This window comes from Oceanirhabdus sp. W0125-5 (genome assembly GCF_027938815.1).
In the GTDB taxonomy this organism is placed as follows: domain Bacteria; phylum Bacillota; class Clostridia; order Clostridiales; family Clostridiaceae; genus Oceanirhabdus.
Genome location: NZ_CP115913.1, coordinates 4,806,533 through 4,832,765 on the forward strand (window position 1 = coordinate 4,806,533; position 26,233 = coordinate 4,832,765).

Genomic DNA, 26,233 nt, shown 5'->3' on the forward strand with positions numbered 1-26,233 from the left:
TCCCCCTTGACAAAACAGAACTTATCTAATATATTCAAAATATAAAAGCAATGAAGAGAAGAGTAATCAAATGGAAGCTTACAGAGAGTTCCTGGCGCTGAGATGGAACAGTTGAATTTTGATGAACCAAGGCTTGGAGCTGCATACGGATCTTATTATCAAATAAGTGATGCTATGACGTTTGTTCACGTTACAGAACTAAAGTATAATTCAGTACTTGATGAGATTAGTATGGTGACATATTAATAAAATAGGGTGGTACCGCGATATAATCGCCCCTATAGCTAGCTATAGGAGGTGTTTTTTTATGTACTTTTTTAAACAATTTAAAATAAATGACCTTACTTGAAAATATGACTTTTTCTTCGATCCCATTATTATATAAAGGAGAATGAATATGAAAGAAAGAAATATAAAACGACCAGTATTCCCTAAAAAAGCTGTAATTACTGCCGGTATGCCTTATGGTAATAAAGAACTACATTTCGGCCATGTTGGCGGAGTTTTTATTCATGCTGACACATATGCAAGATTTTTAAGAGATCGTATAGGTAAAGACAATGTTATTTTTGTTTCTGGTACAGATTGTTATGGATCACCTATCTCTGCAAATTATCGTAAGCTTGTTGAAGAAGGTGCATTTACTGGAAGTATAGAAGACTATGTTAGAAAAAACCATGACAAACAGAAAGAAGTCTTAAATGAATATGAAATGAGCTTAAACCTTTATGCTGCATCAGGCTTAGATCATGCAGGTGAGGTACACAAAAAAGTTTCAGAAGAAGTTTTCAATGAGTTATATGACGGTGGATTCCTTGAAAAGATGTCCACTCCACAATTTTATGATCCTGAATTTAAGGTATTGTTAAATGGTCGTCAAGTTGTTGGTAAGTGTCCTATAGAGGGGTGTCAATCTGATAAAGCTTATGCTGACGAATGTTCTCTAGGACATATGTATATGCCAAATGAGTTAATTGATCCAATTAGTACATTATCAGGTAAAAAACCAGAGCTTGTACAAGTAACTAACTGGTATTTCAAATTAGATGAATATAAAGATGCTCTTCAAAGCCAAGTGGATGATTTAAAAAGAAATTCAAATGCAAGAAAATATCTTTTAAAGACAATCGAAGAATTCCTTAAAGAACCAATAATCTATGTGAAGCGTAAGCAATTAGATGGTGATGTTGAAAGTCTTGTAAAGAAACTTCCAAAGCATACGCTTATTGATGAACCAAAGAAACCATCCCTTACTTTTATCTTCGAAAACTTAGCTGATCGTGATAAAGCAAGAGAAGTTATGGAAGAGATGGGACTTCATTTTAGAACTGGTAAGACACTTGTTCCATTTAGATTAACAGGAAACATCGAATGGGGTATTAAAGTACCTGAAAAAGAAGGTCTTGATGAATTAACTTTCTGGGTATGGCCTGAATCTCTTTGGGCACCAATCTCCTTCACTAGAGCTTATTTAGAATCTATTGGTAAAGATCCAAAGGAATGGACTGACTGGTGGCAAGGAGAAGATGCTAAAGTTTATCAATTCATTGGTGAAGATAATATATATTTCTATGGTATTGCTGAAATGGCAATGTTCCTAGCTCTGCAAGGTAAAGAAAGTCAAGATGAAATCAACTGGGAAACTATGAATTTGCCACATTTAATTCCAAATAATCATGTGCTGTTTATGGATAAAAAAGCAAGCAGCAGCAGTGATATAAAACCACCTATGGCAAAAGAGTTATTGGAACACTACACTCCAGAGCAGCTTAGAATGCACTTTTTAAGTCTTGGATTAGCTAAAAAGAGTGTAAGTTTTATGCCTCAAGTTTATATGCCAGAAGAAGAACGCCAAGGTCCAGACACAGTATTAAAAGATGGTAACTTGCTAACTAACGTATTTAACCGCCTTGCAAGATCATGTTTCTACACAGTACAGAAGCACTTTGATTCAAAGATTCCTGAAGGTGAGGTTAGTGAAGAGATTCACTCTCTATGTAAAAACTCAGTTCTGGAATACGAGCGTCATATGTTTAATCATGATTTCCATCGTATAATTTATGTTCTTGATAGTTTTATCAGAAAGCTAAATAAATACTGGGCAAACAACATGAAAAAAGCTGATACAGATGAAAATAATGAACTTAGAAAACAAATACTTGTTGATTCATTCTATGGTGTAAGAACAGCTCTGACACTGATTCATCCTATTGCACCAAACAGTTGTGAGGTAGTAAGAGAATATTTAAGAATTAATGAAAACATTTGGAATTGGGAATATATTTTTGAACCTTTAAGTACCTTTATGGAAAATGCTGCTGAGCATGAAGTTAAATTCTTAGAACCAAGAATTGATTTCTTTAAGAAACATGAAAGCCAGTTTAGATAATGGCACTAACGTGCCAAAAACAAACTGAAAATTGAAAGTGGAAAGTTGAAAACGATGGATGATTCTCACTTGTGTGAGAATCTACATTGTATTGCTCTTTAGGACAAAATGAAGTTTACTCATTTTATCTTTGATAAAATATTGTATAATCTACAGATAAATAAATTTTATAGGATAATCCTCCAATAGAAATTAACTTCTATTGGGAGATTATCCCTTTAAAAACATTCCTTGTTCAACTTAATATATTCCTAATTCCTTCTGCATTTTTCTACATCTATCATTCCATAAAGTTTCATATTCCTCTGGATTTATTACTCGTCCTTTTAAGTCATGTATTGATTTTATCCCTTCTGAATCACACCAATCAATACAAATTTGATATGCATCCCAACTTAGTTCCTCTTCCTCCCAATAATATACTTTTATAGATTCTATACCTTTTAGATATGCAGCGTAGGCCCTTGTATGACCATCTATAAATATTATTTTACCATTTAACTTTTTTATAGGGATAGCATCATAGCTATCATAATCACTTGGATTAAACCACTCTAAAACTTTATCAAGCTTTTGTGAGCTTATATATAATTGACTTGGTTGTATATCCTTTAACTCCATTATTAAATCTCTCGTCATATAATATCTTCTCCTTAACTTTGATAATAAATAAAAACAATACTGTTTATTTAATCTTCTATCTACCTTAATTCCTCTTCAGCTCCAAGAACCCATTCTCTAATTGATTGAGTAATATCTTTAATACTTCCCTCTTCAAAAGGGTTTTTCAAGTTTCCTAACTTAATAACCTCAACAAAAGACTTACTTCCACCTGATTTACATACTTTCATATAATCTTCCCAAGCCTCTTCTCTATTCTCTTTAGCTTTATACCAAAAATTGAATGCAGCAACCTGTGCTAATCCATAATCAATATAATAAAAAGGTCCCCAGAATATATGAGATTGACGAAGCCAATAAGTTCCCTTATCAAGGAATGTATTTTCTTCATAATCTCTATAGGGAAGATATTTCTTTTCAAGCTCTCTCCAAAATGAATTTCTCTCTTCATAAGTAGCCTCAGGTTTCTCATAAGCAAAATGTTGAAACTCATCAACTACACAAATATATGCTAGTAATGATAGTGCATTACACATATGTGAGAACTTATATTTTTCTGCATCATAACCAAAAAAATCTTTAATCCACGGCTCTGTTAAGAATTCCATACTCATTGAATGAATTTCACTTATATCTTCTGATGAAGAACAATACTCTGGTATTTCGTAGTTTGCACATAAATATTTTTGAAAAGCATGTCCAGCTTCATGAGTGAAGACATTAAAATCATCTATTGTTCCTCTATATACAGAATATATAAATGGAGAATTATATTTAGGTATATACTCGCAGAAACCACCCTCTTCTTTCCCTTCTCTTTTCTCAACATCAAAAAGATCTTTTTCTACTATATATTCAAAAAACTCACTGGTTTCATAAGATAGTTCTTTATACATTTTTAATGTCTTTTCAATAATTGAGTTAACATCCCCTTTCAATTCAGCATTCCCATCTAAAAAATGTACTGGCTCATCATAATACTTAACTGTTTTTATTCCCAGTCTTTTAGCTTGCCTTCTTATAAGTTGCTCATTTAAAGGTACAATATACTCTAATACCTGTTTTCTAAAATTAGCAACCATATCTTTATCATAGCCTATTCTATTCATACGAGCATATCTTTATCATAGCCTATTCTATTCATACGAGCATATCCCATATCAACAAAATTCTCATATCCCATCTTTAAAGCCATTTTATGTCTTAGCTTAACAAATCTATCAAATAAATCTTGCATCTCATTTTCATTCTCTTTATATAACTCCGTTTCAGCTTCATATGCTCTCTTTCTCATACTTCTATCTTCAGAATTTATATATAAATCAAAATCCCATATTCCAAGTTCTTCTCCTTGAAATTCCTTCTTATAAGACTCAAATAACTCTACATATTCTGTTACTAACTTTTTCTCCTGCTGCAGTTCTTGTATAATTTCATCTGATACACATTTCACCTTCATTCCAGCTAAATTAAATAGCTGATCTCCATATTTTTCTCTATGCTTATCTTTGAATTTCGAGTTAGCTAAAGCTTTATAATAATCGCAAACTAATCCATCTAAAATAGGCTCTGCCTCATCATAATAATCAATTTCTTTACTATAGATTTCTTTATTAACACCTAAACATTTTCTTAATTCACTAAGTGTTCTCATTGAAGTAAATTCATTTCTAATAGTATTAATCTCATCTATTACTGAACACTGTTCCTCAAAAGAATCAGTTATATTAAATCTATTAATCAACACTTCAAAATTTTTCTTAATTTCTTTTATATTAGCTCTCTTATATTCATATTCTGCAAATTTCATAAATTCCCCTCCACTCTATATTTGGTATTGTCAAAAGTTTTAATGGTACTTTCGACGTAACCCCTTGATTTTCAATACTTTATCTATATTAGACTTGCCCCCTCCCTCTAAAGGTGTTAATTTTAGTTTGCGAAAAAAAATATATAACCAAAGATAAGGAGGCAAGTTTTTAACATGATTAATTATTATTTAGTTTTGTATATTGTTTTTCTTAAGCAAGTTATAAATCTACTCATTATTTTATTGACTGGAAAAGGACTCAATAAGATCCCCAATTCTGATACTTTAGATAAACCTTACAGGAAAATACAAGTGGATGATAAACCAATAATTGTGAAACCTGAAAGGTTAGATTACAGAGAACTCCTATCGGAGCATTATAAACTCAAAGGTAAAGAGTTAGCTCCTGTTAGAACTCAAAAAGGACGTTCTCACGTGAGTTCTAAAATCAGTTGTCCTAAATGCAATGCTCCAAATATTTATCTATACGATAACAATGGAGGGCGTGGTCAATATAAATGCAAAGTCTGTTCCACTAACTTTAACACTAAAAACCTTTATGATAAGCAGGTAAGATTTAAGTGTCCTCATTGCAATAAATTTTTAGAACGAATTAAAAATCGTAGTAATTTTACCATTTACAAATGCCGAAACAACAACTGTTCTTTTTATAAAAACAACTTAAAGTCTATTACCAAAGAAAAACCCTATGACACTAAAGTTAGATATATATTTAGAGAATTTGATTTCGATTTTGCATCTCTAAAGGGCGATAGTCCTGTGCAAAGTAATATATCCTTATCCAAGATGTATTCATCATCCCACGTATTTGGCTTAATAATGACTTACTACGTAAATTACGGATTATCTTCAAGAAAAACAGCAGCTATCATGAGAGAAGTTCATTGTGTTAAAATATCACATCAAACTGTGCTAAACTACGCTGCAGCTGCTTCTGTTCTACTAAAACCAATGGTGGACAACTATCCCTATAATCCAACAGAATCTATATGCGGCGATGAAACATACATCAAAGTCAATGGTAAATGGAACTATATATGTTTCTTCTTTGATGCTGTTAAAAAGATAATTCTCTCGTATAGAGTTTCGCCTAATCGCGATACTTTCTTAGCTTGTAGAGCCATCTACGATGTTATCACTAAGTACGAAAAACTTCCTGAAAGCCTTAAACTAGTAGTTGATGGTAATCCAATATATCTGTTAGCAGAAGTTTTCTTCGCTAATCACGATATTAATTTTGATGTCATGCAAGTAATTGGACTTACCAATGATGATGAAGTTTCAGCTGAATATCGTCCTTTAAAACAGATTATTGAACGATTAAACAGAACCTTTAAGAGAAGTTATAAGACTACTAATGGCTACAATAGCTCAAACGGCTCTATAACTCATATAATTCTTTTTTGTACATACTTCAATTTCTTGAAACCTCATGCAAGCTTAGAACAAAAAGTTCCTGTAATAATTCCAGAACTTGAAGAGTTGGAAACCATGCCTGCACGTTGGTGCAAATTAATGAAATTAGCTGAGTCATACTGCCAATCTTAATATCGCATTATTTTAAAATCGACCTATATCATAGGTTTATTTGCCATACCCTTTTTTAGAATCACACATCCCTTTCGGGATAAAAAATATTAATCTTTTCAATTTCTCGGAGAGAAATATCCTTCGTTTTCCATTTTCAATTTTCCATTCTCAACTAAATTAATCTTCTTGTCTTTAAATCCTTATATTCCTTATCAATTTTCATATACTTTTGACACTACCCTATATTTAGGATATCACAAGGTACTTGACCTTAAAACCTCATAAACATTACATAATTAAACTTGAGTTTATCACGTTTAACTATTTAAAATAATAAACAGAGGACAGTTCAATCATTTTATCGAACCATCCTCTGCTAATGTTTTCCTTAAAACACCACTAAACCTATTTAATAAAATCTTTATTAATTAATTTCCATTTTATACATCTACACTTGAAATCAATTTTTCATTAGCTATGTAGCTATTCAAGTCATTCTTTTCTTGAAGTAAATACTCCTCAAAGAACCTTACAATAACCTCATTTATAGCTCTATGAGCATCTTCTGTTTTTAATTTTCCATTTATATATTCTTGCCTTAATAATATAGGTCTGTCAGTAAATGTGTGATGTTCAGCATCATGTAATTTAATAAACATCTTATCTCCTGATAAATAATCATAAAGTTCCTTTTGTCTATTTATTTTTAAGTTTAATACCTCATCATATTTAACAATTTTTTGCTTAAATTCTTCTCCATCAAGTTCATCTTTAATCTCATTTATATATTCACTCATTGCTGATTTATAATCAATTGAATCCATTCTAAAATTTAAAACTGGTGTGCTGAAAAAATTCTTTGACTGTATATCTTCCTTTAAATCAAAGTATTGTTGTGCTCCGTCTAGCATAGCAACTGCTTTAATTCTTGTATCTTCTCTCCCAGCCTCCATAACAGCTGCTCCACCAAGGGAATGTCCAAGCACTCCTATCTTGTTTAAAGAAATTTTACCTTTTACTATTGAATCATTTTTATTAAGTTCTTTAAGCTCATCAATTACAAAAGATATATCATTCTCTCTCATATCTTTAAGCTCATTCATCTTCTCAAATAACTTTTCATACTTAGGTCCAAAGTCCAGTGTAGTTTGTTCTATAATATTCCCATCGGGAAATATAGTAACTGTTGTATCATATGTATGACCAATAGTAATAACAATATATCCTTCATGAACTAATCTTTCCACATTGAACATGGATGTATCTCTTCCCATACCAAATCCAGGTGAGAATATAATCAATGGATATTCTTTATCTCCTTTGGCAATTGGTGCATCATTATATGAATTGATTTTAATATTATTAAGATATTCTTCACTTATTTCTTCATCATCATCTTTATATCTTTCAATAAACACCTCTTCACAAGGACTATATAAATCTTTATAATAAGCTTGTTGTTCTGGCTTCCATTCTCCATCTGCTGGATAGAATATACTTACCACTATTTTTCTGTTCTCATGATTTTTAGAAAAAATCTCTTTTCTATTGGTATCTTCTAAAACTCTTACTGTTCTTCCTATTATCATAAATAGTTCCTCCCTTATCCCCTTTTAATATATCCTTTTGAAAATAATAAAAATGATACCCATTCAGTAATCTATTATCCTCAATCATTAAAATTTTGCCCTAGTCATCAGTCCTTTAATTCTTCAAAAATATACTCTTAGTTTAGCATATATAGAAGGAATTCAGAACCTTTATAATCCAACTTATCTTTATATTGTAAACACAATTCCTTTCAACCACTTAATGGATTTTATTACAAATCGAATATGCTTTCAATTTGTATCTATTTTAACGGTAACAAAGCTTTCTTTCTCAAAAAACCTATAAATGATACCTAACTAAACTTAAGTATTTTAGTATTTTTTTCATTATCACTTTAAGAATACAGGATTTTTACTAAATACAGCGATGGTGGTTCAGATATATTACCCTTAGCAGGTCTGAATAAACGTCAAGGTACAATGTTACTTGAATACTTAGGTGCACCAAAAACACTTTGCTTGAAAACTCCTACAGCAGATTTAATGGATAGCGTACCTGGTCGTTCAAATGAAGATGAATTAGGTTTATAGTATGATGAAATAGATGATTATTTACAAGGAAAAAACATGCCAGAAGAAATTGCAAAAAAATAGAGACTAGATACATTCAAACAGAACATAAACGTGCCTTGCCAGTCACTCCTAATGATACATGGTGGATAACAAGTGATTAGCAAATAGGGATAGACATTTGTCTATCCCTATTTGTCTATCCCTATTTGTTATATACTCCTAAAATTTTCTGCTCCAATCCCAAATTTCATTAACTGTCTCAACTTTAAAGCCTAAATCCCAATAAAATTGTTGGTCTCCTCCAAGTATTCCTCTACACTGAGGTGCCATCTTCATAACACGGTTTGCAGCCTCATATATCAATGCTCTTGCTACACCCTTTCGTCTGCACCACCATACAACTCCAAGTGGCTCTAATTCACAATAAGGCATTTTGTCATTATACCATATGATAGCAAATCCAACTGGTTTTCCTTCTTCATCCAATACGCACAAGTCAAGTTCTGGATTATATCCTGGCATTTTTCTCAAATTACTAAATCCTTTTTCACCTGTTTCCGCTGTTGGAAGCGTATAGTTAAAGGAAAACATATGGGTATTCGAAAGAAAAAAGTCTGGTGTTTGTTTTCCATCAACTATTGTATACCCTTCTGGAAGGATAACCTCAAATTTCTTTCCTGAAAAGGGCATTATCAGTGACCTCTCGTTCTTCTGTGATAATCCATACCCTCTCTCTTTTGCCACCTTTCTTACTAAATCATATTCTGGTGGAATTCTTAAATGTAAATGTCTTGTTTCATCTTTATAGTTTTTTGTAAAACAAGATAAATGTGTTTCTGCATGATGAAACATTCTCTCAAGTAGTTTAATGTCTCTTTGTCGTTCTAAAGAATCAAAAAGGAAAAATGCATCTCCATGCCATACCCCTTCGAATATAACTGCTGAAACAATATTGCCATTTTCTTCCCATACCCCTACCACATGTCTCCAATTATCTTTTACATTCCCCCATGCAATGTGAACTCCACGACAAAACTCATGACGACTAAATCCCCATATTGGATTTCCCCACTTATAACTAGCTAAAATAAGTTCTTCCAATTTTAAAAAATCTTCATCTATATAATACCTAAAAGTAATACTCAAAATAATCCCCCCTTGTATATAAATTCACAATTGACGATTCACAGTTTATGAAGTTCATTAAACTCATCTGCAAATAAACCATAATGGATTTCATTCCAATACTTACCTTGGTGGTATGTAGTACCCCTAATCACACCTTCTTTTACACATCCTAGTTTTAGCAGCATTGTTTCTGAAGGGACATTTCCTTCAATAACAAATGACTGAAATTTATTTAATCTTCTTTCATTAAATGCGTAATCAAGGCATATTTTCATAGCTGCAGTACCATAACCTTTTCCTCTGTAATCACGTCCTATTTGCATGCCAACGCCAAAGGTTCCGTTTCTCTCATCAATTCCAGCAATTCCTACTGAACCCACCTTAAGACCATCAAGGGTTTCCACTGTAAAATTGAGTCTCCCTTGTTTTTTACTGCTTTCAATAAATTCACTCCAAACTTCTTTAGCTCCCTCTTCCGTCAATGGTATCTCAATCAAACTATCTAAAAGGAAACGAGCAGGTGAATCAAAATAGTTCACATAAAACTCATCCCAATCCTCTGCTGTTGCTGGTCTTAATCTTACTAAATCATTCTGCCAATAATATCTATCATAATTAATTTTCATTTTTATCTTCTCCTCATATGTTGTCATAAACACGTTAATTTCTGTGTCTGTATTAATGGTATCATAGCTTCTGTCCACACAAAACCTCATAAATAATACATAACTAAAGTTGAGCATTTATTAATTTCTGTGAAAACACCCCTGAGGAATTTTACCCCAGGGGTGTTTTCACTTCTATTCTATCTCTGTAACATAAAACCCTACATATCTATAAAATGTACCCTTTGTCAAGGACATTATAAAAAAAGACTATGCAGCAGCTTGAAGATGATTTCTGAATGATACAGGAGTCATCTTCTTTAAATTCCATTGATATCTGTAATTGTTATAGTAATCCATGTATTCATCTATTTCATCTTTAAGCTCGTCCAGAGCTGTGCATGATTTAATGTAAGCCTCATCCTTAAAATGTCCAAAGAATGATTCTTGAGGTGCATTATCCCAACAATTTCCTCGTCTAGACATTGATTGTCCTAATCCAAAACTTTTCACTAACTTTTGGAAATTGGGGCTAGTGTAATGTGCTCCTTGATCTGAATGGATAAAGGCATCAGGGGCAAGAGTAATATCTTTATTATTCAATAATTTATATATTGTATCAGTGGCGATATCTAGCGATAAGCTAGTGGCTACGTTATAAGCTAGTATCTCATTAGTAGAACCGTCTTTAATCGTAGATAGATATGCTCTTTTGTTATTACCATACGTTAGATAAGTTATATCTGTAAGCAGTACTTTTCCGGGGATATTTTGTTTAAACTCTCTATTCAATAAATTAGGGACAACTCTGTGCTCATGGGTGGCTTTCGCCATTCTTCTATAAGGATTAGCCTTCCTTATGGGGCAAACAATGTTGTATTTTCTCATTATTCTCCTTATACGCTTTAAATTATATACAATACCAAACTGACCGTCTAATGTCAGTTTAATTTGACGAGCACCTTTTTTACGATTCTTGAACTTGTATGCTTTTAAAATCAAGTCTTTTGCTACTTCATCACAAAGCTCTCGCTTATTTCTTGATTCCATGGCTGTTGCAGAAAAATAATTATAGTATCCTGACCTTGATACGCCCGATAGATTACATAAATAACTAATCATATTTTTCAAGTTATATTTTTTAACTGTATCTCTTATTATTATAAACTTGTCCTTAGGAAGTATTTTTATTTCTTTCGCGTCATCATCCTTTCCATCATATCGAGCTTTTTTAGAAGTTCGTTCTCAGCTTTCAGTAAATTATTTTGTGCTTGGAGTCGTGCATATTTCTCCTCTAAAGAAAGCTCTTTAGTTGTTGGCTTTCCTGAATTGTTTCTTCTTGTATCAGCTAAACCACATACACCATTATGTCTATAAGCAGCTCTCCACCTTTTACCAGATGATCTTACTCTTTCAATTCCTATGATATCTACATCAAATCCACATTCTTCGAATATTTCTCTAGGGAATTTTCCGTTCTGATTCTCAGCTATAAAGATTTTTTTGAATTCATCAGTATACGTAATTGCTTTATTAGTGACATTTTTTACGTATTTGTTTTGTGCCAAAGTTTCTATTTGTTCTTCTGTAAATATCTTTTTACTCATTTTTTATCCCCCGAATTCTCATTTATTTAATTATACATAAAAATACCCTATAAAGTAGACTTTTTTTATAGTGTCTACTCTATAGGGTACATTTTACTATTTACTAGACCTTCTTTATATTTCATAATTCCCTTATTCCCTTCAAGGATTGTCACATAATGTTTATCACATACAGGAAAACTCATTTCATCACAATCATAACCTAAATATAAAATAGTTATCACTCAATATTGATATAGTCACGAATATCTTTAACTGCACTTGTTACTAAAAATAATAAGAATAGAATAAGATATGAGGCTGATATCACTATTCTAGTCGTGAAAATCTCTGCTAATATCCCCCCAAGCATTAAAGCTATAGGCACTAAAGATAATCCTAACATCTTTTTAAATCCAAATACCTTACCTCTTAAATCCCTAGGAACTTTTCGTTGAAATGTAACCTGTAAAATAGAGTTTGTTATTGATATTCCTAATCCATTACAAAACATTAAGCCAGAAGCTAAATATACACTATTAATATTGGCTAATGTAATCATTGCAATAGATGTAAAACAACCACTCATTAAAAATAGTGAAAACTTACTCACTTTTTTAAAATCAATCTTTGATAAAATAGAAAACCCAACTATCAATCCTGCCGATGAAAAAGATACAGCTATACCATAAGCCTGAATTCCCAACCCATCTGTCATTTTGAAATATGGCAGTGCTAACATATAGCCTATACTCCCAAAAAAGTTTAGAAATGCAACTATAATATATAAGAACACTAATCCCTTGTTGCCTATAACATATCTAGCTCCATCTATTACATCTTTAAAATAATTTACTTTTTTATCTTTCTTATGACTTTTAGGAATTATAATAAATGATTCTGATGCTGCAGAAAAAATAAAACTGATGCCATTGAAAAGGAATAATAATGGTGCTCCAATTAAATTTATTACTGTACCAGCAGCTGCACTCCCCAATAAATTGTTTCCTTTATAAATAATAGATAAAGAAGAATTAGCCTTTACTAGATTATCTTTATCTACTACATCTGGAATCGCAGAGTTTACAGCAGGATTAAAGAAACAACTTGCAATCCCGATAATAATCCCCACTACTAGAAACATCCATAAATCTGTATAACCTAAATTAACAGCTAAAAATAATAATACTAAAGCTATACCACATACTAAATCTGATAATATAATAATTTTTTTCCTGTCATGACTATCAGCTACAGAACCAGCAAAAGGAGAAATAATAATCCTTGGTATTAAGGAAACAGCTTTAATTAACCCTAAAAAAGCAACTGATCCAGTAATATCTAAGATAAAAACACTTAGTGCCATACCATAAAAAGAATCTCCTAAACTTGAAACAAACTGACCAAGCCATAATAAAGTAAAATTCTTTGACCATAATCCCTTTTTTCTCACTTTTATTTTATCAAGATTTATATTTTCCATGCTTGTCCCCCACTCGTGTATTAATACTTCTCATCCCCTATTATCATATAGAATAATTATAATCAAAATACTATTCTTGATATTTTATTTGCTTGCTATATAATTAAAATGAGTCTGTCTTAATTACAAACCCGTATTCACATTCATTTTCCCACTTTCCACCCCAATTAGCTATTATCTTAAAACCTCTAATATCAGTTTTCTCTTCTGAATAATATGAACTTAAACCAGATGCAAAATGTTTCGCTATTTTGAAAGAACACTTCCCATGTTTTAACTGAACAGGAATGCTAACTGTTTCCTTATCAGAATATATTTGATTTCCCCTGTTATCAATTAATATATCTAATATAGTAAGTTTATTTGGCGGGTTATTTTTAAAACTAATTGTTACAATATCATCAATTTTAACATATGGAATTTCACTTTCTGAAGTCTTTTCTAATATTGATTTTAAGGTACATTCCCTATCATATTTATCACCATTCCATTGATTCTTCCCAATAACATAATCTAATTCCTTATCTCCAATAGTTATTTTTACTTCAGGTGGTTCTTGTGTAGATTTTTCAGTGAAAATATATCCAGTTAACAAGATACCCACTAATAATACTAATATAATCGTACCCATTATTTTTTTCATTGTAATTACCCCTCTAATTTTAATACTAACTTATAAATTTCTTTATTAACACAAAACCATAACCCAAAATTCAATTTTCCCACTCTCTGATATTCTTTCAAAAGAATTAACTTTTTTAAAATCTGCTCTTTCATAAACCTTTATTGCACGTTGATTAAAAGCTGCTACAGTCAAACGAAATCCTTTTGCTGATAGTTTGTTTCTTGCAAAGTCTAATCCACTGCTTAAAAAATTAACTCCTAAGCCTTGACCACATAAATCAGGTTTTATCCCCAAACCAATATCTATATATTCTTTGGAATCATAAACACCAAATTGGTTACCCGCGGGTACTTGTGCAGCCTCACCAAAGCAATAATACCCTACTAGATTATTTTCTCTGTCAGAAACAGAAAAATAATTACCATTAAGCAGTTCATTGATACATTCATCACTTTGATCCATACTATAAATTGAATAGGCTTCTTCATAAATCCATTTTGATATTTCTTTGGCTTCATCATAATTCATTTGTTTTATATTTAGTTCCATAAAAATATCTCCCATTATTCTATTTCAATTCAGCTAAATGCGATGTATCATTTAATAATCTCAAGAAATTTTGTCCAAAAATATTTTCTTGTAATATTGAGATACTTCCTGGTGATGCTGAAAAATATGCTTTAGCTAACATTTCAGGTTCAAACTTCATCCACCATGCAACTATATATGATAACGCACAACCATGGGTAACAATAATTAAATCCTTTTCCTCTGAAGCACATATTCTTTCCATACAATCGCAAAGACGACTATAAAACTCTCTCCACGTCTCACCATCTTCAAACTCTTGATAATCTATATAAAATTTATTACCTTTTAGAGGATTCCTATTTTCACTACACCACTCCTTAGTTTTACCAGCTGCAATCCCAGTGTTTATCTCACGAAGTCCTCTTTCTACTATAACCTTAGAACTTAGATGCTTTCCAATTATATCTGCTGTTTGATTTGCCCTCATTAAATCTGAAGAATATAAAACATACTCATTTTCTTCTAATTCTTTTTTTAATCTCATTCCCAGAAGTTCTGCCTGTTTTCTTCCTAAATCAGTAAGAGGTGTATCTGTCCACCCTCCCGACATATTATTTATGTGATGCTCTGACTGACAATGTTGAATAATTATTATTTTCTTCATACCAATACCTCTTTCTTAATACCTAATTATTTATACTGCCTTACCTTAAATTTCACAAATCTCCTCATACTTATTACTTTTAATCAAACCATCATACTCTCCATCTTTTCCACACAAATATTGATTAAAGAATTCTATTACAACCTCATTTATTATCTTATGAGCTTTTATAACAGGTATCATATTCTCTTCTTCTAACTGGTTCTTTATTATATACCAATCAGTAAAAGTCATATGCTCTGAATTTTTTAGTTTTATAAAGGATTTATTATTACCAACATACTTTCTTAATTGAGCTTGTCCTCTCTCCTGTTGTATTGTTACCTCATGCTCTCCTACTATTCTTTTCTTGAATAATTCTTCATTAAGTTCATTTTTATATAACTCTATAGACCTCTTCATTCTCTCCTCATATTTTATATATCCTTTTCGGAAATTTAACAATGGAGTATTTAATTTTTTGCCTGATTTGATTTCTTCACTTAAATCTAGATACTGCATACTTCCATCCAGCATAACTAATGCTTTAATTCTGTTATCAGCATTACAAACTTCAAATTGTGTTGCCCCTCCGATTGAATGTCCAATAGCCCCTATTCTATTAAGGTCTATAAGATTTTCCAATACTTCACCTTGAATATCTAAACTATCAAGTTCATCTAAAACAAATAAAACATCTTCTTTTCTCATATTGATCAACTGTTTCTTTTCTTCATAGGTGTATTTCGGTATATTTTTTTCTTGTTCAATTATCTCTCCATGGGGTAAAATGGTGAATTCAGTATCATAAAGATGCCCTACAGTTATTACTATATATCCACTTTTAACAAGCATCTCAATATTAAACATCGATGTATCTCTTCCCATTCCTAATCCTGGTGAAAATATAATCAATGGATATTTTTTATCTTCTTTAATTAATGGTACATCATCATAAGTATTTATTTTTATGTTATTAAGATATTCTTCACTTATATTCAGATAATCTTTAAATCTATTAATAAATTCCTCTTCACATGGACTGTATAAATCTTTATAATAAGCTTGCTCTTCTGGCTTCCATTCTCCATCTACTGGATAAAATATACTAATTATTACTCTTCTATTTTCTTCATTGTCAGAATATACCTCCTTTCTTTTATTATCCTCTAAAATCTTCACACTTCTTCCAATAAACATTTATTAAACCTCCCCTTTATTTTTCTTTATTATTCATCTCCATAAATATTCTCTCTATATTTTCTTTATTAATCTCATTCCTCTTGAATGCAAGATATGCATGTCCATATCCAAAAGCTACAGCAATTCCCTTACAAACTGCCAAAATCCCAATTAGTATAATTATAAATCCCATTCCTTCATAAATGTATGCAACCATACACATTATCAGCCAGCCTTCTATAAATGAAAATAAGATTAAAAAATAGAATATAACTTTAGGATATCCACTAAGTTCAATATAGAATTTTTTTAAATTAAATCCCTCTTTATGTTTCATATCATCAGCTATTTCTGCAACGAATTTTAACTCTTCTGAACAATTACCACAAATACGTGAGAACACAGGATTTTCTTCCCCACAATTAGGACATACTTTAATTTTATTCATCACATCTCACCTACCCAATATTTTATACATATAACATTATATACCACCAGGCAGTTATAATCTATATTCTTGATAATATAAAAAAAAGAGTTGTAAGCAGTATATACCACTTACAACTCTTTTCTTAATAACCTTTTCTACGATTATAAATTAAGCTCTCTTTTTAATAAATTAAAAATATCTCTTCTTAATTGTGAATTATTTATAGAATCATAAACAATTTTAAAAATGATATCCTTATTTACCTTTGCCTGAGTTAAATTTTTTGATAGTCCATTAAAGTTATCTAATATAATTGAATCTGTATTGATATGGCAACTTCGTATAAACCCATTATCAATTACTATTTTAAAATCTATAATACCCCAACTATACTTTTCCTCAAAGTTAATATCAAACTCAGGTGTATCATCATAATTCCATTCTTTAGATAAATACTTTTTTATATAAGGTTCCAAATTATCTTTAATAGTAACTTCATCAACCATATAAATATTTTTTGCTTGACCATATACTTCTTCAAAGCTTGTAATCAGATTATCTTTTAAAAGTTCTATCGTCAATGAGTTATTAATATCTTTCAGGTTGATTACTCTTGATTTCACTGAATCAAACCCTTTAGCTTTAATCTTTAGCTGTGATGGATTCAGATAATCTTTTAGTTTTTCTAAATTTGTATTAACTAATAATGTACCATGATGTAATCTATTATCCTTTTCAGAAATAAATGCATTACCAGAGAATTTTCTATCATCTACTATTAAATCATTTCTACCATTAAATTCACCATTAATACCAAACTTCTTAAGAGCATTAAGTATTACTTTAAACTGCTTTTCTAAAGAATAGAAATTTTCATGAGTGATAAAAGAAAAGTTAATATTGCCTAAATCATGATATACTGCTCCCCCACCAGATAATCGTCTGATAAGTTGTACATTATCTTGATTAATTCGTTCAATATTACACTCCTTAAGAGCATTTTGATTTCTACCTATAACAATTGAATTTTTGCTTTGCCACAAAAAGAATACACATTCATGTTCTTTAACATTATCTAAAAAGTATTCTTCTAAAGACAAATTGAATCCAGTGTTATATGATTGTGAAATATATATATTACATTTTAATTTATCCAAAGTGAAGTCCCCTATCTGAAATATCTAGGATAGCCTCATGAATTGATTCAGCTGTTGTTGGATGAGCATAGATAATATGACTTGCTTCTTCCTTCGTTACAGCTTTACCAATAAGGTTAGATACTGTTGCTATCATATCTGTAGCATGAGCACCCACAATTGAGCCACCTATTATTTGATCTTTTGTATTATCATAAATCAGTTTAACAAAACCTTCTATCTCTCCCATTGCAAGTGCTTTACCATTTGCCATAAGAGGGAATTTCCCAATACTATAATCAAATCCTTTAGCCTTAGCTTCTCTTTCTGTAATTCCAGTAGAACCTACTTCAGGTGTTGTGAATATTGCACTTGGTATATTATCATAATTCATTGATACATCCATTTCAGCAATATTTTCTATGGCAACTATACCTTGATGAGAAGCCACATGAGCCAGCTGAACAATATTTGTAATATCCCCTATTGCGTAAATATTTAAATTTGAGGTTAACATTCTTTCATTAACAGCAATTCCATTTTTTCTTTCATTTAGTTTAACATCAAGCTTTTCAAGGTCTAATGAATCAAGATTGGCTTTTCTTCCAACTGCCATCATTACTTTTTCACTTGTTATATAATGACTGTCATCACCTATAGTTATTTCAGTAATAAACTCATTATCTAATGTTTTTCTTATAGCCGAAGCGCTAGCTCCTTCATGAATATGAATCCCCTTTTCAAGAGCTGCATTTTTAACCACTTCAATCACATCATCATCTAAAACAGAAAGAATTTTTGGCATATACTCAACAACGTGAACTTTTGCTCCTAATTCATTTAAAATAAAGGCAAACTCCATACCAATAACACCGCCACCTATGATAGTGATTGATTTTGGCACTTCTGTCATCTCTAATAAATTTTTGCTTGTACTAATTCCTTCTAAATCTGCCCCTTCAATATTTATTGAACTAGGACTAGACCCAGCAGCAATAATCAAATTCTTAAACTGAATTGTGGCATTAACTTTCTTATTATTAACTGTAATAGTGTCCTTATCCTTTACAACTGCTTTACCTTTAATAACTTTAATATTATTTGAGGACATAAGATGTTCAATACCACCAACAAGTGTACTAACAACATTATTCTTTCGATCAATTATTTTTTCCATAGATATTTCATAGTCAGAAACTTTAAATCCATACTCCTCAGCATGTTTAATATGATTTAAAACATTAACACTATGTGCAATAGATTTCGTAGGAATACAACCATAATTTAAGCAAGTTCCACCTAATTTATCCTCTTCAATTAAAACAACATCTAACCCTAGTTGTGCTCCCCTAATTGCTGCCACATAACCACCAGGTCCTCCACCGATAATAAGTACATCTGGCTCTAGTGTTTCTTGTTTAGGTTTTGCTAGCCCAAAAGTATATCCTTTTTTCTGCGGTTCAGCAGCTTTAACTTCTTCACCTTCAATACTTCCAATGATTTCATTCTTTTTAATAACTTGTCCTTCAACTATATTCAATTCTTTAATTGTTCCATTATATTTTGATATATATTTTAAAGCACCTTTTCCCGATTCAATAGTAAAAATAACATCACCTGATTTAAGGTATTCTCCTGCTTTTATATTAATTTTTCCAACCTTACCTTCTGTATCATGACCAGATAATTTTTCTATCTTCAATTTAAATTCCATAATTTCCTCCTGTTAAAAAAGCACGTTTCACGTGCTTTTTAAGTTGACAGTTGATAGTTGAAAACGATGGGTATTTCTGCTTATGCAGAAACTACATTTTATTGTTCTTTATACAAGATAGGTTTACTCATTTTATCTAGAATAAAATATTGTATTCAAACTACAATGTTTCATTTCAAATGAAACGAGTAAAATATCATTGTCCAAGGAATAATACAATTAAAATTTCTCGTAGAGAAATGTCATTCGTTGTCCACTGTCCATTGTCCACTGTCAACTATGTTTTTAATCTTTCTACTTAAAGTCGCCTTCGAATTCTTCAATACATTCTTTTAATAATGTTACAGAGTAAGCCATTGCTGGTCCTCCACCAAATGCAACTGAAATCATAGCTGCTTCTAATATTTCTTCTTTAGTTGCACCTGCTTCAAATGCTTTGTATGAGTGATATACGATACAATATTCGCATCTGTTATAACATGCAATACCTATGCTGATTAATTCTTTTGTTTTTAAATCTACTGCTTTAGGCTCATATGCTGCACCTAATAATCCCATGAACGCTCCTACTTGCTCTGGATTTGTAGCTGAAAGACCTTCTAATCCACCAACAAAACTATTTAACATTTCTCTAACATTGTATTTCATAATTATACCCCTCCTAGAATTACTTGCTTACGCAATATTAAGTATAGCAAACATTTTAGTAAATATCAAACAATATCTCAAAAAAATAAAAGAGGACATAATTATACGTCCTCTTCAACAACATTTGCCTTCATTTTCAGCAGCACTTCTTCAAATATCCTTAACTCTTCTTGAGAAATCCCTTTAGTTAAATCTTCATTGAATTTAACACCTATAGGTAAACATTCTTCAATTAATTCCTGACCTTTTTCAGTTAAATTAACATAAATAATTCGTCTATCCTTATTACTACGCTCTTTAATTACTAATCCATCTCTCTCAAGTCTATCTAATAAACGACCAATACTAGAATCTTTAACACTCATCATATTAGATAAGCTTCTTTGAGATATTGAAGGATTTTCTTTAATATAATAAAGTGCAATCCATTGTATTCTTGTTATGCCTGTATTTTGTAACCTTCGCCCGAAGGATTCAGAGATCTGTTTCATGACTCCCTCTGTTATATAGTTAACTCATTTATTTAGATTAAAAAACATATACGTCCTCCCAGTTGATATTATCCTTAATGATTATAATGTAAATATGATAAAAGTTCAATAAATTCCATACATATCCACACATTCTTTGGATATATTAATAATTAATTACTCCTAATCCTTTATTCTTGAATTTTGATAAGCGAATAATACCCCAAATAAAATATAAAGTATTGTCCAACTTTTAAATATATAAATTACCCCATTCATAATTGTATTAGGATCATTCAAGTTTATAACCATCAGTACTTTTACACCATATTCTTGTGCTGCCAAATACACCACGTAAATATATACTATAAACTGTCCTATAATACAAGAGATAATAGTGCAAATTACTGCTGCAATTGAAAAAAATATATGTTTACCTCTTCCATGATTTCTTACTACAATTGCAATAAAATACCCAACTAAACCATGTATAATTATACTTGTACTCCCTAAAAGTATACTTGCTAAAGCAAAAAATATACTCCCTAAGATGGCTCCAATTATTCCTGCTAGAAGTCCTGCAAAGGGTCTTTCAAATTCTATCTCTTTTCCTATTTCAATTTCCTTAATATTAGTTTGCCCCACATTTTTCCCTCCATTCCATAATGATTAATTAATATCATTTTATAATATTTATACTATAATCTTTTTATATAAAATTCAATAGTTATGCTTTTTCACAATAAAAATGGATAGTGTTCTTATACACTATCCATCTTAATAAGTTATCTTTTTATAACTCCACTTTCTTTTACTTTTTTTAATTTTCTTGTGTAATCACACAACCTCTTTGATATCCCCTTTCTATCACCACATTCAATTAATGACACCCCATCACATCGTACACAGAAATCTTTCACATCACAGCTGTCACATTCTTGATTAGGATTATTATTTTCAAGAAACCTTTCACATTCTAAAGAACTCCATATTTCCATCAAACTGTTTTTCGTAATATTTCCAATTGGATGTGCACCCATTAGTTCACAAATGGACACGTCGCCCCTTGAACTTATTGAACACCTTTCTCTTCCACAACTTGTACAAGGATTACATTTATCATTAATTTCGATTATTTTTTCATCATACAACCGTTTTAATTGCTCATCACTTAAATTAAAATCTTCTGATTTTGAAGCTGTTAAATTTGAATATATATAAGAAATACTCTTATTTAGCTGTAAATTATACTTTTTTTCAAACTGCTTAAGTTCTAAAGCATCCTCAAAAGTATTATTATTATAATTGAACTGAATAATAGTATCTATCCCATTTTCATTCAACAGTTTTATATTATTTATTACCTTTTGAGGATCAATTTCTCTTCTACAAAAATCTGCATATGTCTCTTTACTTAATCCATATAATGTTATACATACACTATCAAGATTAGTATATTTTTTTAGTTTTGAAACAATCTTCTCATCTATTAATATACCATTACTGTTTATTGTAAAAGTAAACCCACTTCGATCAATAAAGTCTAATAAATCAAAAATATTCTTATATAATAAGGCTTCCCCACCTGTAATCATTATGTTGTAACACCCTAAATTCTTAAGCTGAATAACTACATCTTTCCATTGTTCTATAGTCAGTTTTTCTCTTTTTTCCCTTTCAAATTCATTGTAACAATGTCTACATCTTAAATTACACTCATCTGTTATAACTAACCCTGCTTTGTGTATTGTATATTTTCTATCATATATTTCCCATAAAACTGTCTTTTCAACTTGTAATTTTCCTTCGCCTTTTTTTATTAAATTATGTTTTTCAAATTCCTTTAAATAATCACTAAGGAGTTCATGTGAAATACCAGTCTCTTCTACTATTTCTTTCTCAGTAATACCTTCCATTATACCTTTCCACATATTCATAACTTCTTTTTTTAATCTATACTGCTTACCATTTTTACCTTTAATTACAAGAATCTCTCTCCCCTTTAACCTCGTAGTAACATCTTCACAAATATGATACTTCATATTACCCCCTCCTCTCTTGCAGCGCTATATGCTGATTTTGCTCTAATACACATTATCTCATCTTTTATATTTTTATACTCATGATTCTCCCACACCATAGCAGGACATCTAGTACAGTACTCCTTATACTTACATCCTATACATTCTTTGGGGTTATATTGTTTAACTGCCTCTAACAATTTCATCATCTTACTGTTATTCCATATTTCCTTAATTGATGAGTTTGCTATGTTTCCAAAGGAAAAATTAATATACTCACATGGATACACTTCTCCATCACTTTTAATAACAAGAACTTCACGCCCTGCACCACATTTAATATCATAAGGTCTCTCAAGAATTTCATCTCTAAATAAGCCCTTTAATGTATCCATTTTTACTCCAAATTTAATAGGGTCTCTACTTCCCCCTCTAGTTGGAAAGATTCTATAATCTAAATTCATTTCAACATTTATACTTTCTAATAATTCCTTAGTTTTTTTAATTTCATTAGCATTTTCTTCAAATACCACATAGTTAACCACACATTTTTTATTTTGTTGACCTAACTTTCTTAAAACATTAATTGTTTTATCATATGATCCTATACTTCTAGTAATACTATCATGGGTTATTTCATTAAATCCATAAATACTCGATTGAATTTGTGTTATATGTCTATCTTCTATCTTCTGAATAATTTCTTCATCTATTAATGTACAGTTTGTTATTATATTTACAATAAATCCTTTATCCAATGTAAGATCTATAATCTCAAAGATATCATCTCTATTGAATATTTCTCCTCCTGAATATGTTATTGTTAATGCACCTATTTCTTTAAGTTCATCCAATAATTTATTAAGGTTAGAGACATCAAACTCATTCTTCCTTTCTTCAATATAACAATGTTTACATCTTAAATTACATTTTTCAGTTAACTCAATCAAAACTCTATTAACTACTCTCTTTTGATTACATATTTTTTCGTAAGTACTATTCTGAGGTGTAAATCTTTTTTCTCCTTTATATTCCCAATTGGGGGAAGAGATTAATTTTGTTATAAATAGCTTGTCCAAAAATATCATTAATTGCTCTACTTTATCTTCATTATCCAAAGAACAAATATCAATTAATTCATTTACTGTAGTTCCTTTATGTAAGTGATTCCATATTTTTTTCATAACTTCATTAAAAGTATATATATCTCCTGTTTTTCTATCTATTAAAGTAAATTTTCCTTGAATATCTCTAGCTATAACGCTCTCGTTTACTACAATAATCTTTTCATTATTATCCATATCTTTCACCTACCATTATGTATTTGAACTTATCAATTTTTAAAAAGATTCTATTGCTACCTCGTTTGAGTAATTATAATTTTCAATAAATTCTCTATAATCTTCAAAAACTCTTATATCCTTATCATTTACCCAGAAAATTTTATCAAAGTAATCCATATCAGTTATCCTATGAGAAATAAAAATTGCTGTCTTATCACTACAAAATTCTTTGAGATATAACCATATTTTCTTTTCTGTATCCATATCTAACCCTTTAAAAATTTCATCAAATATAATAATTGGCGGATTTTGTATAAACAACCTAGCTATTGACAACCTCTGTTTTTGTCCACCTGATATATTTGCTCCATTATTCCCTATATATTCTTCAAGACCATTTTCTAGAGAATTAACAAATTCTTTTAATCCCACTTTTTCTAATGCATTAAATATTTCATCATCACCTACATCAGGATCAACGATTTTAAAATTATCTCTAATATTACCATCAATTATAAAAGGATCTTGAGTTAAATAACCAATATTATATCTTAGTTCTTTAATGTTAATATGATTAATATTTATGTTATCAATTAATATTTCTCCTTGTGATACCTTATAGAACTTTTTCAATATATATGAGAGAGTACTTTTACCTATTCCGCTCTTGCCAGTCAATAGAATTTGCTCTTTTCCTTGTATATTAAGATTTACTCCATTAAAAATCGTCTTATCATCATAGCTAAAATCTATATCCTTAAATTGAATATTTCCGCTGTAATCTGTATTTTTCATATCACCCTCAAATTCCTCACATCCATAATCAAAATATTCAAAAAATCTTTCCACTGAAACAGTGGTTTTATTTATTCCAGTAATAGTCTTTGTAAGATTTAATATTGGAGTATATATATATTTTAAATAGCTATTAAATGCTATGAGTGCTCCTATTGATAAATGATTTTGTAATACCATGTACCCACCAATCCCCAAAGTGATAATTCTATTCATATTTGATAAAATGGATACAATTACATGAAGAGTATAGGCCGTCATCTCTGTCTTTATCATTTGATTTCTAAGATCAACTCCAATTTTATTATGCTTTTTAATTTCCTGTTCTTCTGTACAGAAGTTCTTTACTAAGAGTATCTTTGAGAAACAATTAAAGAAAAATCCCAATAAATTTGTCTGCTGTTCTCTTAAAACCTTAGTATATTTTCTCAATTTATTAGTAAAATAATTGTTTAAAATAACAAAAATAGGTACTGTTATAATAGAAATTACTCCAAGAATCAAATTCATTTTAATCATTATAAAAAATACTACGATAAGCAAGATTATGTTATTAAAAACATTGTTAATCACGTAAGAAATTAATGTATGTATATGACAAGCATCTTCATTTAATCTACTACTAATATCCCCAACTTTCTTTTTATTAAAAAACTCCAATCTTTTATCTAAAAGATTTTCAAACAATGATTCTCTAGACTTTATTCCAACATCTGAACAAAACACAGCATAAAAATAATTTGAAATATACCCTAATATATTTCCTAACAAGAAAGCAATACTCATTGCACTAATTACTAATAACATTCCATTAAAATCTTTCTTTTCTAATACATCATCTATTAATATTTTTAAGAGAATAGGTTGTACTAAATTTAATAATGTTACTACTTGATTTAGTATTAAAGCTATTATATTCTTTTTAAGATTTCCTTTAACAAAAGGATAAATTCTTTTAATCAATTTTTTATATAATTTTATGCCCATTACCCATCACCTCTTCTTTATATTAAGATGGATAGCATTCTCTTGAATACTATCCTTCTTAATAATTTATATTCTATTTTTCATCTGCTTCTAATTCGCCTGTATGGATATGACAACCTGGTCCTGGGCACTGATATCCTTCACCTGGTGCGATAACTTCATTTTCTAATACTTCAAAATTTGGTAACATAACTTTATTCCTCCTATCAATATTTTATTTATCGTTTTCAATCCGGATTAATACTAACGATAAATAAATTATACATTATCTTCCAGAAACTTTTCAATAAGTTAATTTGTATTTTTTACTATTTGTTTCCATCATTCTTCTTTAATGTATTGTAAAATAGAAATTTTCTTTTCGGGTAAATTTTCATTTTTATTTTTTGTTGCAAAATAAAATTTCTATCAAATTCTAATTATAGGCAAATTCCCAAGATATATGAAGCAATAATTATCATTAAAATATTGT

25 protein-coding genes and 1 other annotated feature are annotated in these 26,233 nt (G+C 30.2%); of the genes, 3 read left to right on the top strand and 22 right to left on the bottom strand.

The features are described from left to right. The first annotated feature begins 41 nt into the window (after positions 1-41). Positions 42-283, top strand: a binding site (T-box leader). Positions 284-397: 114 nt separating this feature from the next. After that, on the top strand, positions 398-2,389 hold the full coding sequence (locus OW730_RS22295; RefSeq protein WP_271226256.1) for a class I tRNA ligase family protein: 1,992 nt from the start codon (positions 398-400) through the stop codon (positions 2,387-2,389). A 240-nt stretch (positions 2,390-2,629) separates the two neighbouring features. On the opposite strand, the gene OW730_RS22300 is transcribed toward OW730_RS22295, so the two are convergent. The 3 genes from OW730_RS22300 to OW730_RS22310 all read right to left on the bottom strand — a co-directional run bounded on the left by OW730_RS22300 (position 2,630) and on the right by OW730_RS22310 (position 4,820). Further along, positions 2,630-3,028 (bottom strand): hypothetical protein, encoded by a 399-nt coding sequence (locus OW730_RS22300; RefSeq protein ID WP_271226257.1) that lies wholly within the window; start codon positions 3,026-3,028, stop codon positions 2,630-2,632. Between the two features lie 62 nt (positions 3,029-3,090). Further along, positions 3,091-4,119, bottom strand: a complete 1,029-nt coding sequence (locus OW730_RS22305; protein ID WP_271226258.1) for a M3 family metallopeptidase — start codon at positions 4,117-4,119, stop codon at positions 3,091-3,093. Continuing rightward, positions 4,116-4,820: a M3 family metallopeptidase gene (locus tag OW730_RS22310; protein WP_271226259.1), complete on the bottom strand. Its 705-nt coding sequence runs from the start codon at positions 4,818-4,820 to the stop codon at positions 4,116-4,118. The genes OW730_RS22305 and OW730_RS22310 overlap by 4 nt, the downstream gene beginning before the upstream one ends. 174 nt (positions 4,821-4,994) lie before the next feature. Here OW730_RS22310 and OW730_RS22315 point away from each other — a divergent pair, with 174 nt between their 5' ends. Beyond that, positions 4,995-6,389, top strand: a complete 1,395-nt coding sequence (locus OW730_RS22315) for a DDE-type integrase/transposase/recombinase (RefSeq protein ID WP_271224722.1) — start codon at positions 4,995-4,997, stop codon at positions 6,387-6,389. Between the two features lie 422 nt (positions 6,390-6,811). Here OW730_RS22315 and OW730_RS22320 read toward each other — a convergent pair whose 3' ends face one another. Beyond that, entirely contained in the window at positions 6,812-7,960 is a 1,149-nt protein-coding gene (locus OW730_RS22320; RefSeq protein WP_271226260.1) for an alpha/beta hydrolase family protein, read from the bottom strand. 420 nt (positions 7,961-8,380) lie between these two features. On the opposite strand from OW730_RS22320, the gene OW730_RS22325 reads away from it, so the two are divergent. Beyond that, complete coding sequence (locus OW730_RS22325; RefSeq protein ID WP_271229615.1) at positions 8,381-8,512, top strand: hypothetical protein; 132 nt, start codon at positions 8,381-8,383, stop codon at positions 8,510-8,512. A gap of 201 nt (positions 8,513-8,713) precedes the next feature. Here the strand turns inward: OW730_RS22325 and OW730_RS22330 are convergent, their stop codons facing one another. From OW730_RS22330 to OW730_RS22415, 18 genes are all read right to left on the bottom strand, one after another. After that, positions 8,714-9,640, bottom strand: a complete 927-nt coding sequence (locus OW730_RS22330) for a GNAT family N-acetyltransferase (RefSeq protein WP_271226261.1) — start codon at positions 9,638-9,640, stop codon at positions 8,714-8,716. Between the two features lie 38 nt (positions 9,641-9,678). Continuing rightward, the gene (locus tag OW730_RS22335; protein ID WP_271226262.1) at positions 9,679-10,326 is read right to left on the bottom strand and encodes a GNAT family N-acetyltransferase; all 648 of its coding nucleotides are present in this window, start codon (positions 10,324-10,326) and stop codon (positions 9,679-9,681) included. 171 nt (positions 10,327-10,497) lie between these two features. Next, a protein-coding gene (locus OW730_RS22340; RefSeq protein ID WP_442945378.1) for an IS3 family transposase occupies positions 10,498-11,834 on the bottom strand; the annotation gives its coding sequence in 2 pieces (ribosomal slippage) (positions 10,498-11,453 and positions 11,453-11,834; 1,338 coding nt in all). A gap of 74 nt (positions 11,835-11,908) precedes the next feature. Then, positions 11,909-12,058 (bottom strand): hypothetical protein, encoded by a 150-nt coding sequence (locus OW730_RS22345; protein ID WP_271226263.1) that lies wholly within the window; start codon positions 12,056-12,058, stop codon positions 11,909-11,911. After that, positions 12,055-13,296: an MFS transporter gene (locus tag OW730_RS22350; RefSeq protein WP_271226264.1), complete on the bottom strand. Its 1,242-nt coding sequence runs from the start codon at positions 13,294-13,296 to the stop codon at positions 12,055-12,057. The genes OW730_RS22345 and OW730_RS22350 overlap by 4 nt, the downstream gene beginning before the upstream one ends. Before the next feature lie 103 nt (positions 13,297-13,399). Continuing rightward, positions 13,400-13,939 carry a hypothetical protein gene (locus OW730_RS22355; protein ID WP_271226265.1) on the bottom strand — a complete coding sequence of 180 codons (540 nt, stop codon included), beginning with the start codon at positions 13,937-13,939 and terminating at the stop codon, positions 13,400-13,402. Positions 13,940-13,984: 45 nt separating this feature from the next. After that, on the bottom strand, positions 13,985-14,470 hold the full coding sequence (locus OW730_RS22360) for a GNAT family N-acetyltransferase (protein ID WP_271226266.1): 486 nt from the start codon (positions 14,468-14,470) through the stop codon (positions 13,985-13,987). 19 nt (positions 14,471-14,489) lie between these two features. Continuing rightward, positions 14,490-15,116 (bottom strand): histidine phosphatase family protein, encoded by a 627-nt coding sequence (locus OW730_RS22365; RefSeq protein ID WP_271226267.1) that lies wholly within the window; start codon positions 15,114-15,116, stop codon positions 14,490-14,492. A gap of 45 nt (positions 15,117-15,161) precedes the next feature. Beyond that, positions 15,162-16,295, bottom strand: coding sequence for an alpha/beta hydrolase family protein (locus OW730_RS22370; RefSeq protein WP_271226268.1), 1,134 nt, complete (start codon positions 16,293-16,295; stop codon positions 15,162-15,164). A gap of 16 nt (positions 16,296-16,311) precedes the next feature. Further along, positions 16,312-16,725, bottom strand: a complete 414-nt coding sequence (locus OW730_RS22375; protein ID WP_271226269.1) for a zinc ribbon domain-containing protein — start codon at positions 16,723-16,725, stop codon at positions 16,312-16,314. A 143-nt stretch (positions 16,726-16,868) separates the two neighbouring features. After that, the gene (locus OW730_RS22380; RefSeq protein ID WP_271226270.1) at positions 16,869-17,864 is read right to left on the bottom strand and encodes a lipoate--protein ligase; all 996 of its coding nucleotides are present in this window, start codon (positions 17,862-17,864) and stop codon (positions 16,869-16,871) included. Then, the gene (gene lpdA / locus OW730_RS22385) at positions 17,857-19,557 is read right to left on the bottom strand and encodes a dihydrolipoyl dehydrogenase (RefSeq protein ID WP_271226271.1); all 1,701 of its coding nucleotides are present in this window, start codon (positions 19,555-19,557) and stop codon (positions 17,857-17,859) included. The genes OW730_RS22380 and lpdA overlap by 8 nt, the downstream gene beginning before the upstream one ends. Before the next feature lie 294 nt (positions 19,558-19,851). Next, the gene (locus OW730_RS22390; RefSeq protein WP_271226272.1) at positions 19,852-20,205 is read right to left on the bottom strand and encodes a carboxymuconolactone decarboxylase family protein; all 354 of its coding nucleotides are present in this window, start codon (positions 20,203-20,205) and stop codon (positions 19,852-19,854) included. A gap of 101 nt (positions 20,206-20,306) precedes the next feature. Then, entirely contained in the window at positions 20,307-20,696 is a 390-nt protein-coding gene (locus OW730_RS22395; protein WP_271226273.1) for a MarR family winged helix-turn-helix transcriptional regulator, read from the bottom strand. Positions 20,697-20,858: 162 nt separating this feature from the next. Continuing rightward, positions 20,859-21,320 carry a hypothetical protein gene (locus tag OW730_RS22400; protein WP_271226274.1) on the bottom strand — a complete coding sequence of 154 codons (462 nt, stop codon included), beginning with the start codon at positions 21,318-21,320 and terminating at the stop codon, positions 20,859-20,861. A gap of 140 nt (positions 21,321-21,460) precedes the next feature. Continuing rightward, positions 21,461-22,717 (bottom strand): radical SAM protein, encoded by a 1,257-nt coding sequence (locus tag OW730_RS22405; protein WP_271226275.1) that lies wholly within the window; start codon positions 22,715-22,717, stop codon positions 21,461-21,463. Continuing rightward, complete coding sequence (locus tag OW730_RS22410; RefSeq protein ID WP_271226276.1) at positions 22,714-23,997, bottom strand: radical SAM/SPASM domain-containing protein; 1,284 nt, start codon at positions 23,995-23,997, stop codon at positions 22,714-22,716. Before OW730_RS22410 ends, OW730_RS22405 begins: the two co-directional genes overlap by 4 nt. A gap of 39 nt (positions 23,998-24,036) precedes the next feature. Then, complete coding sequence (locus OW730_RS22415) at positions 24,037-25,761, bottom strand: ABC transporter ATP-binding protein (protein WP_271226277.1); 1,725 nt, start codon at positions 25,759-25,761, stop codon at positions 24,037-24,039. Positions 25,762-26,233 lie beyond the last annotated feature (472 nt).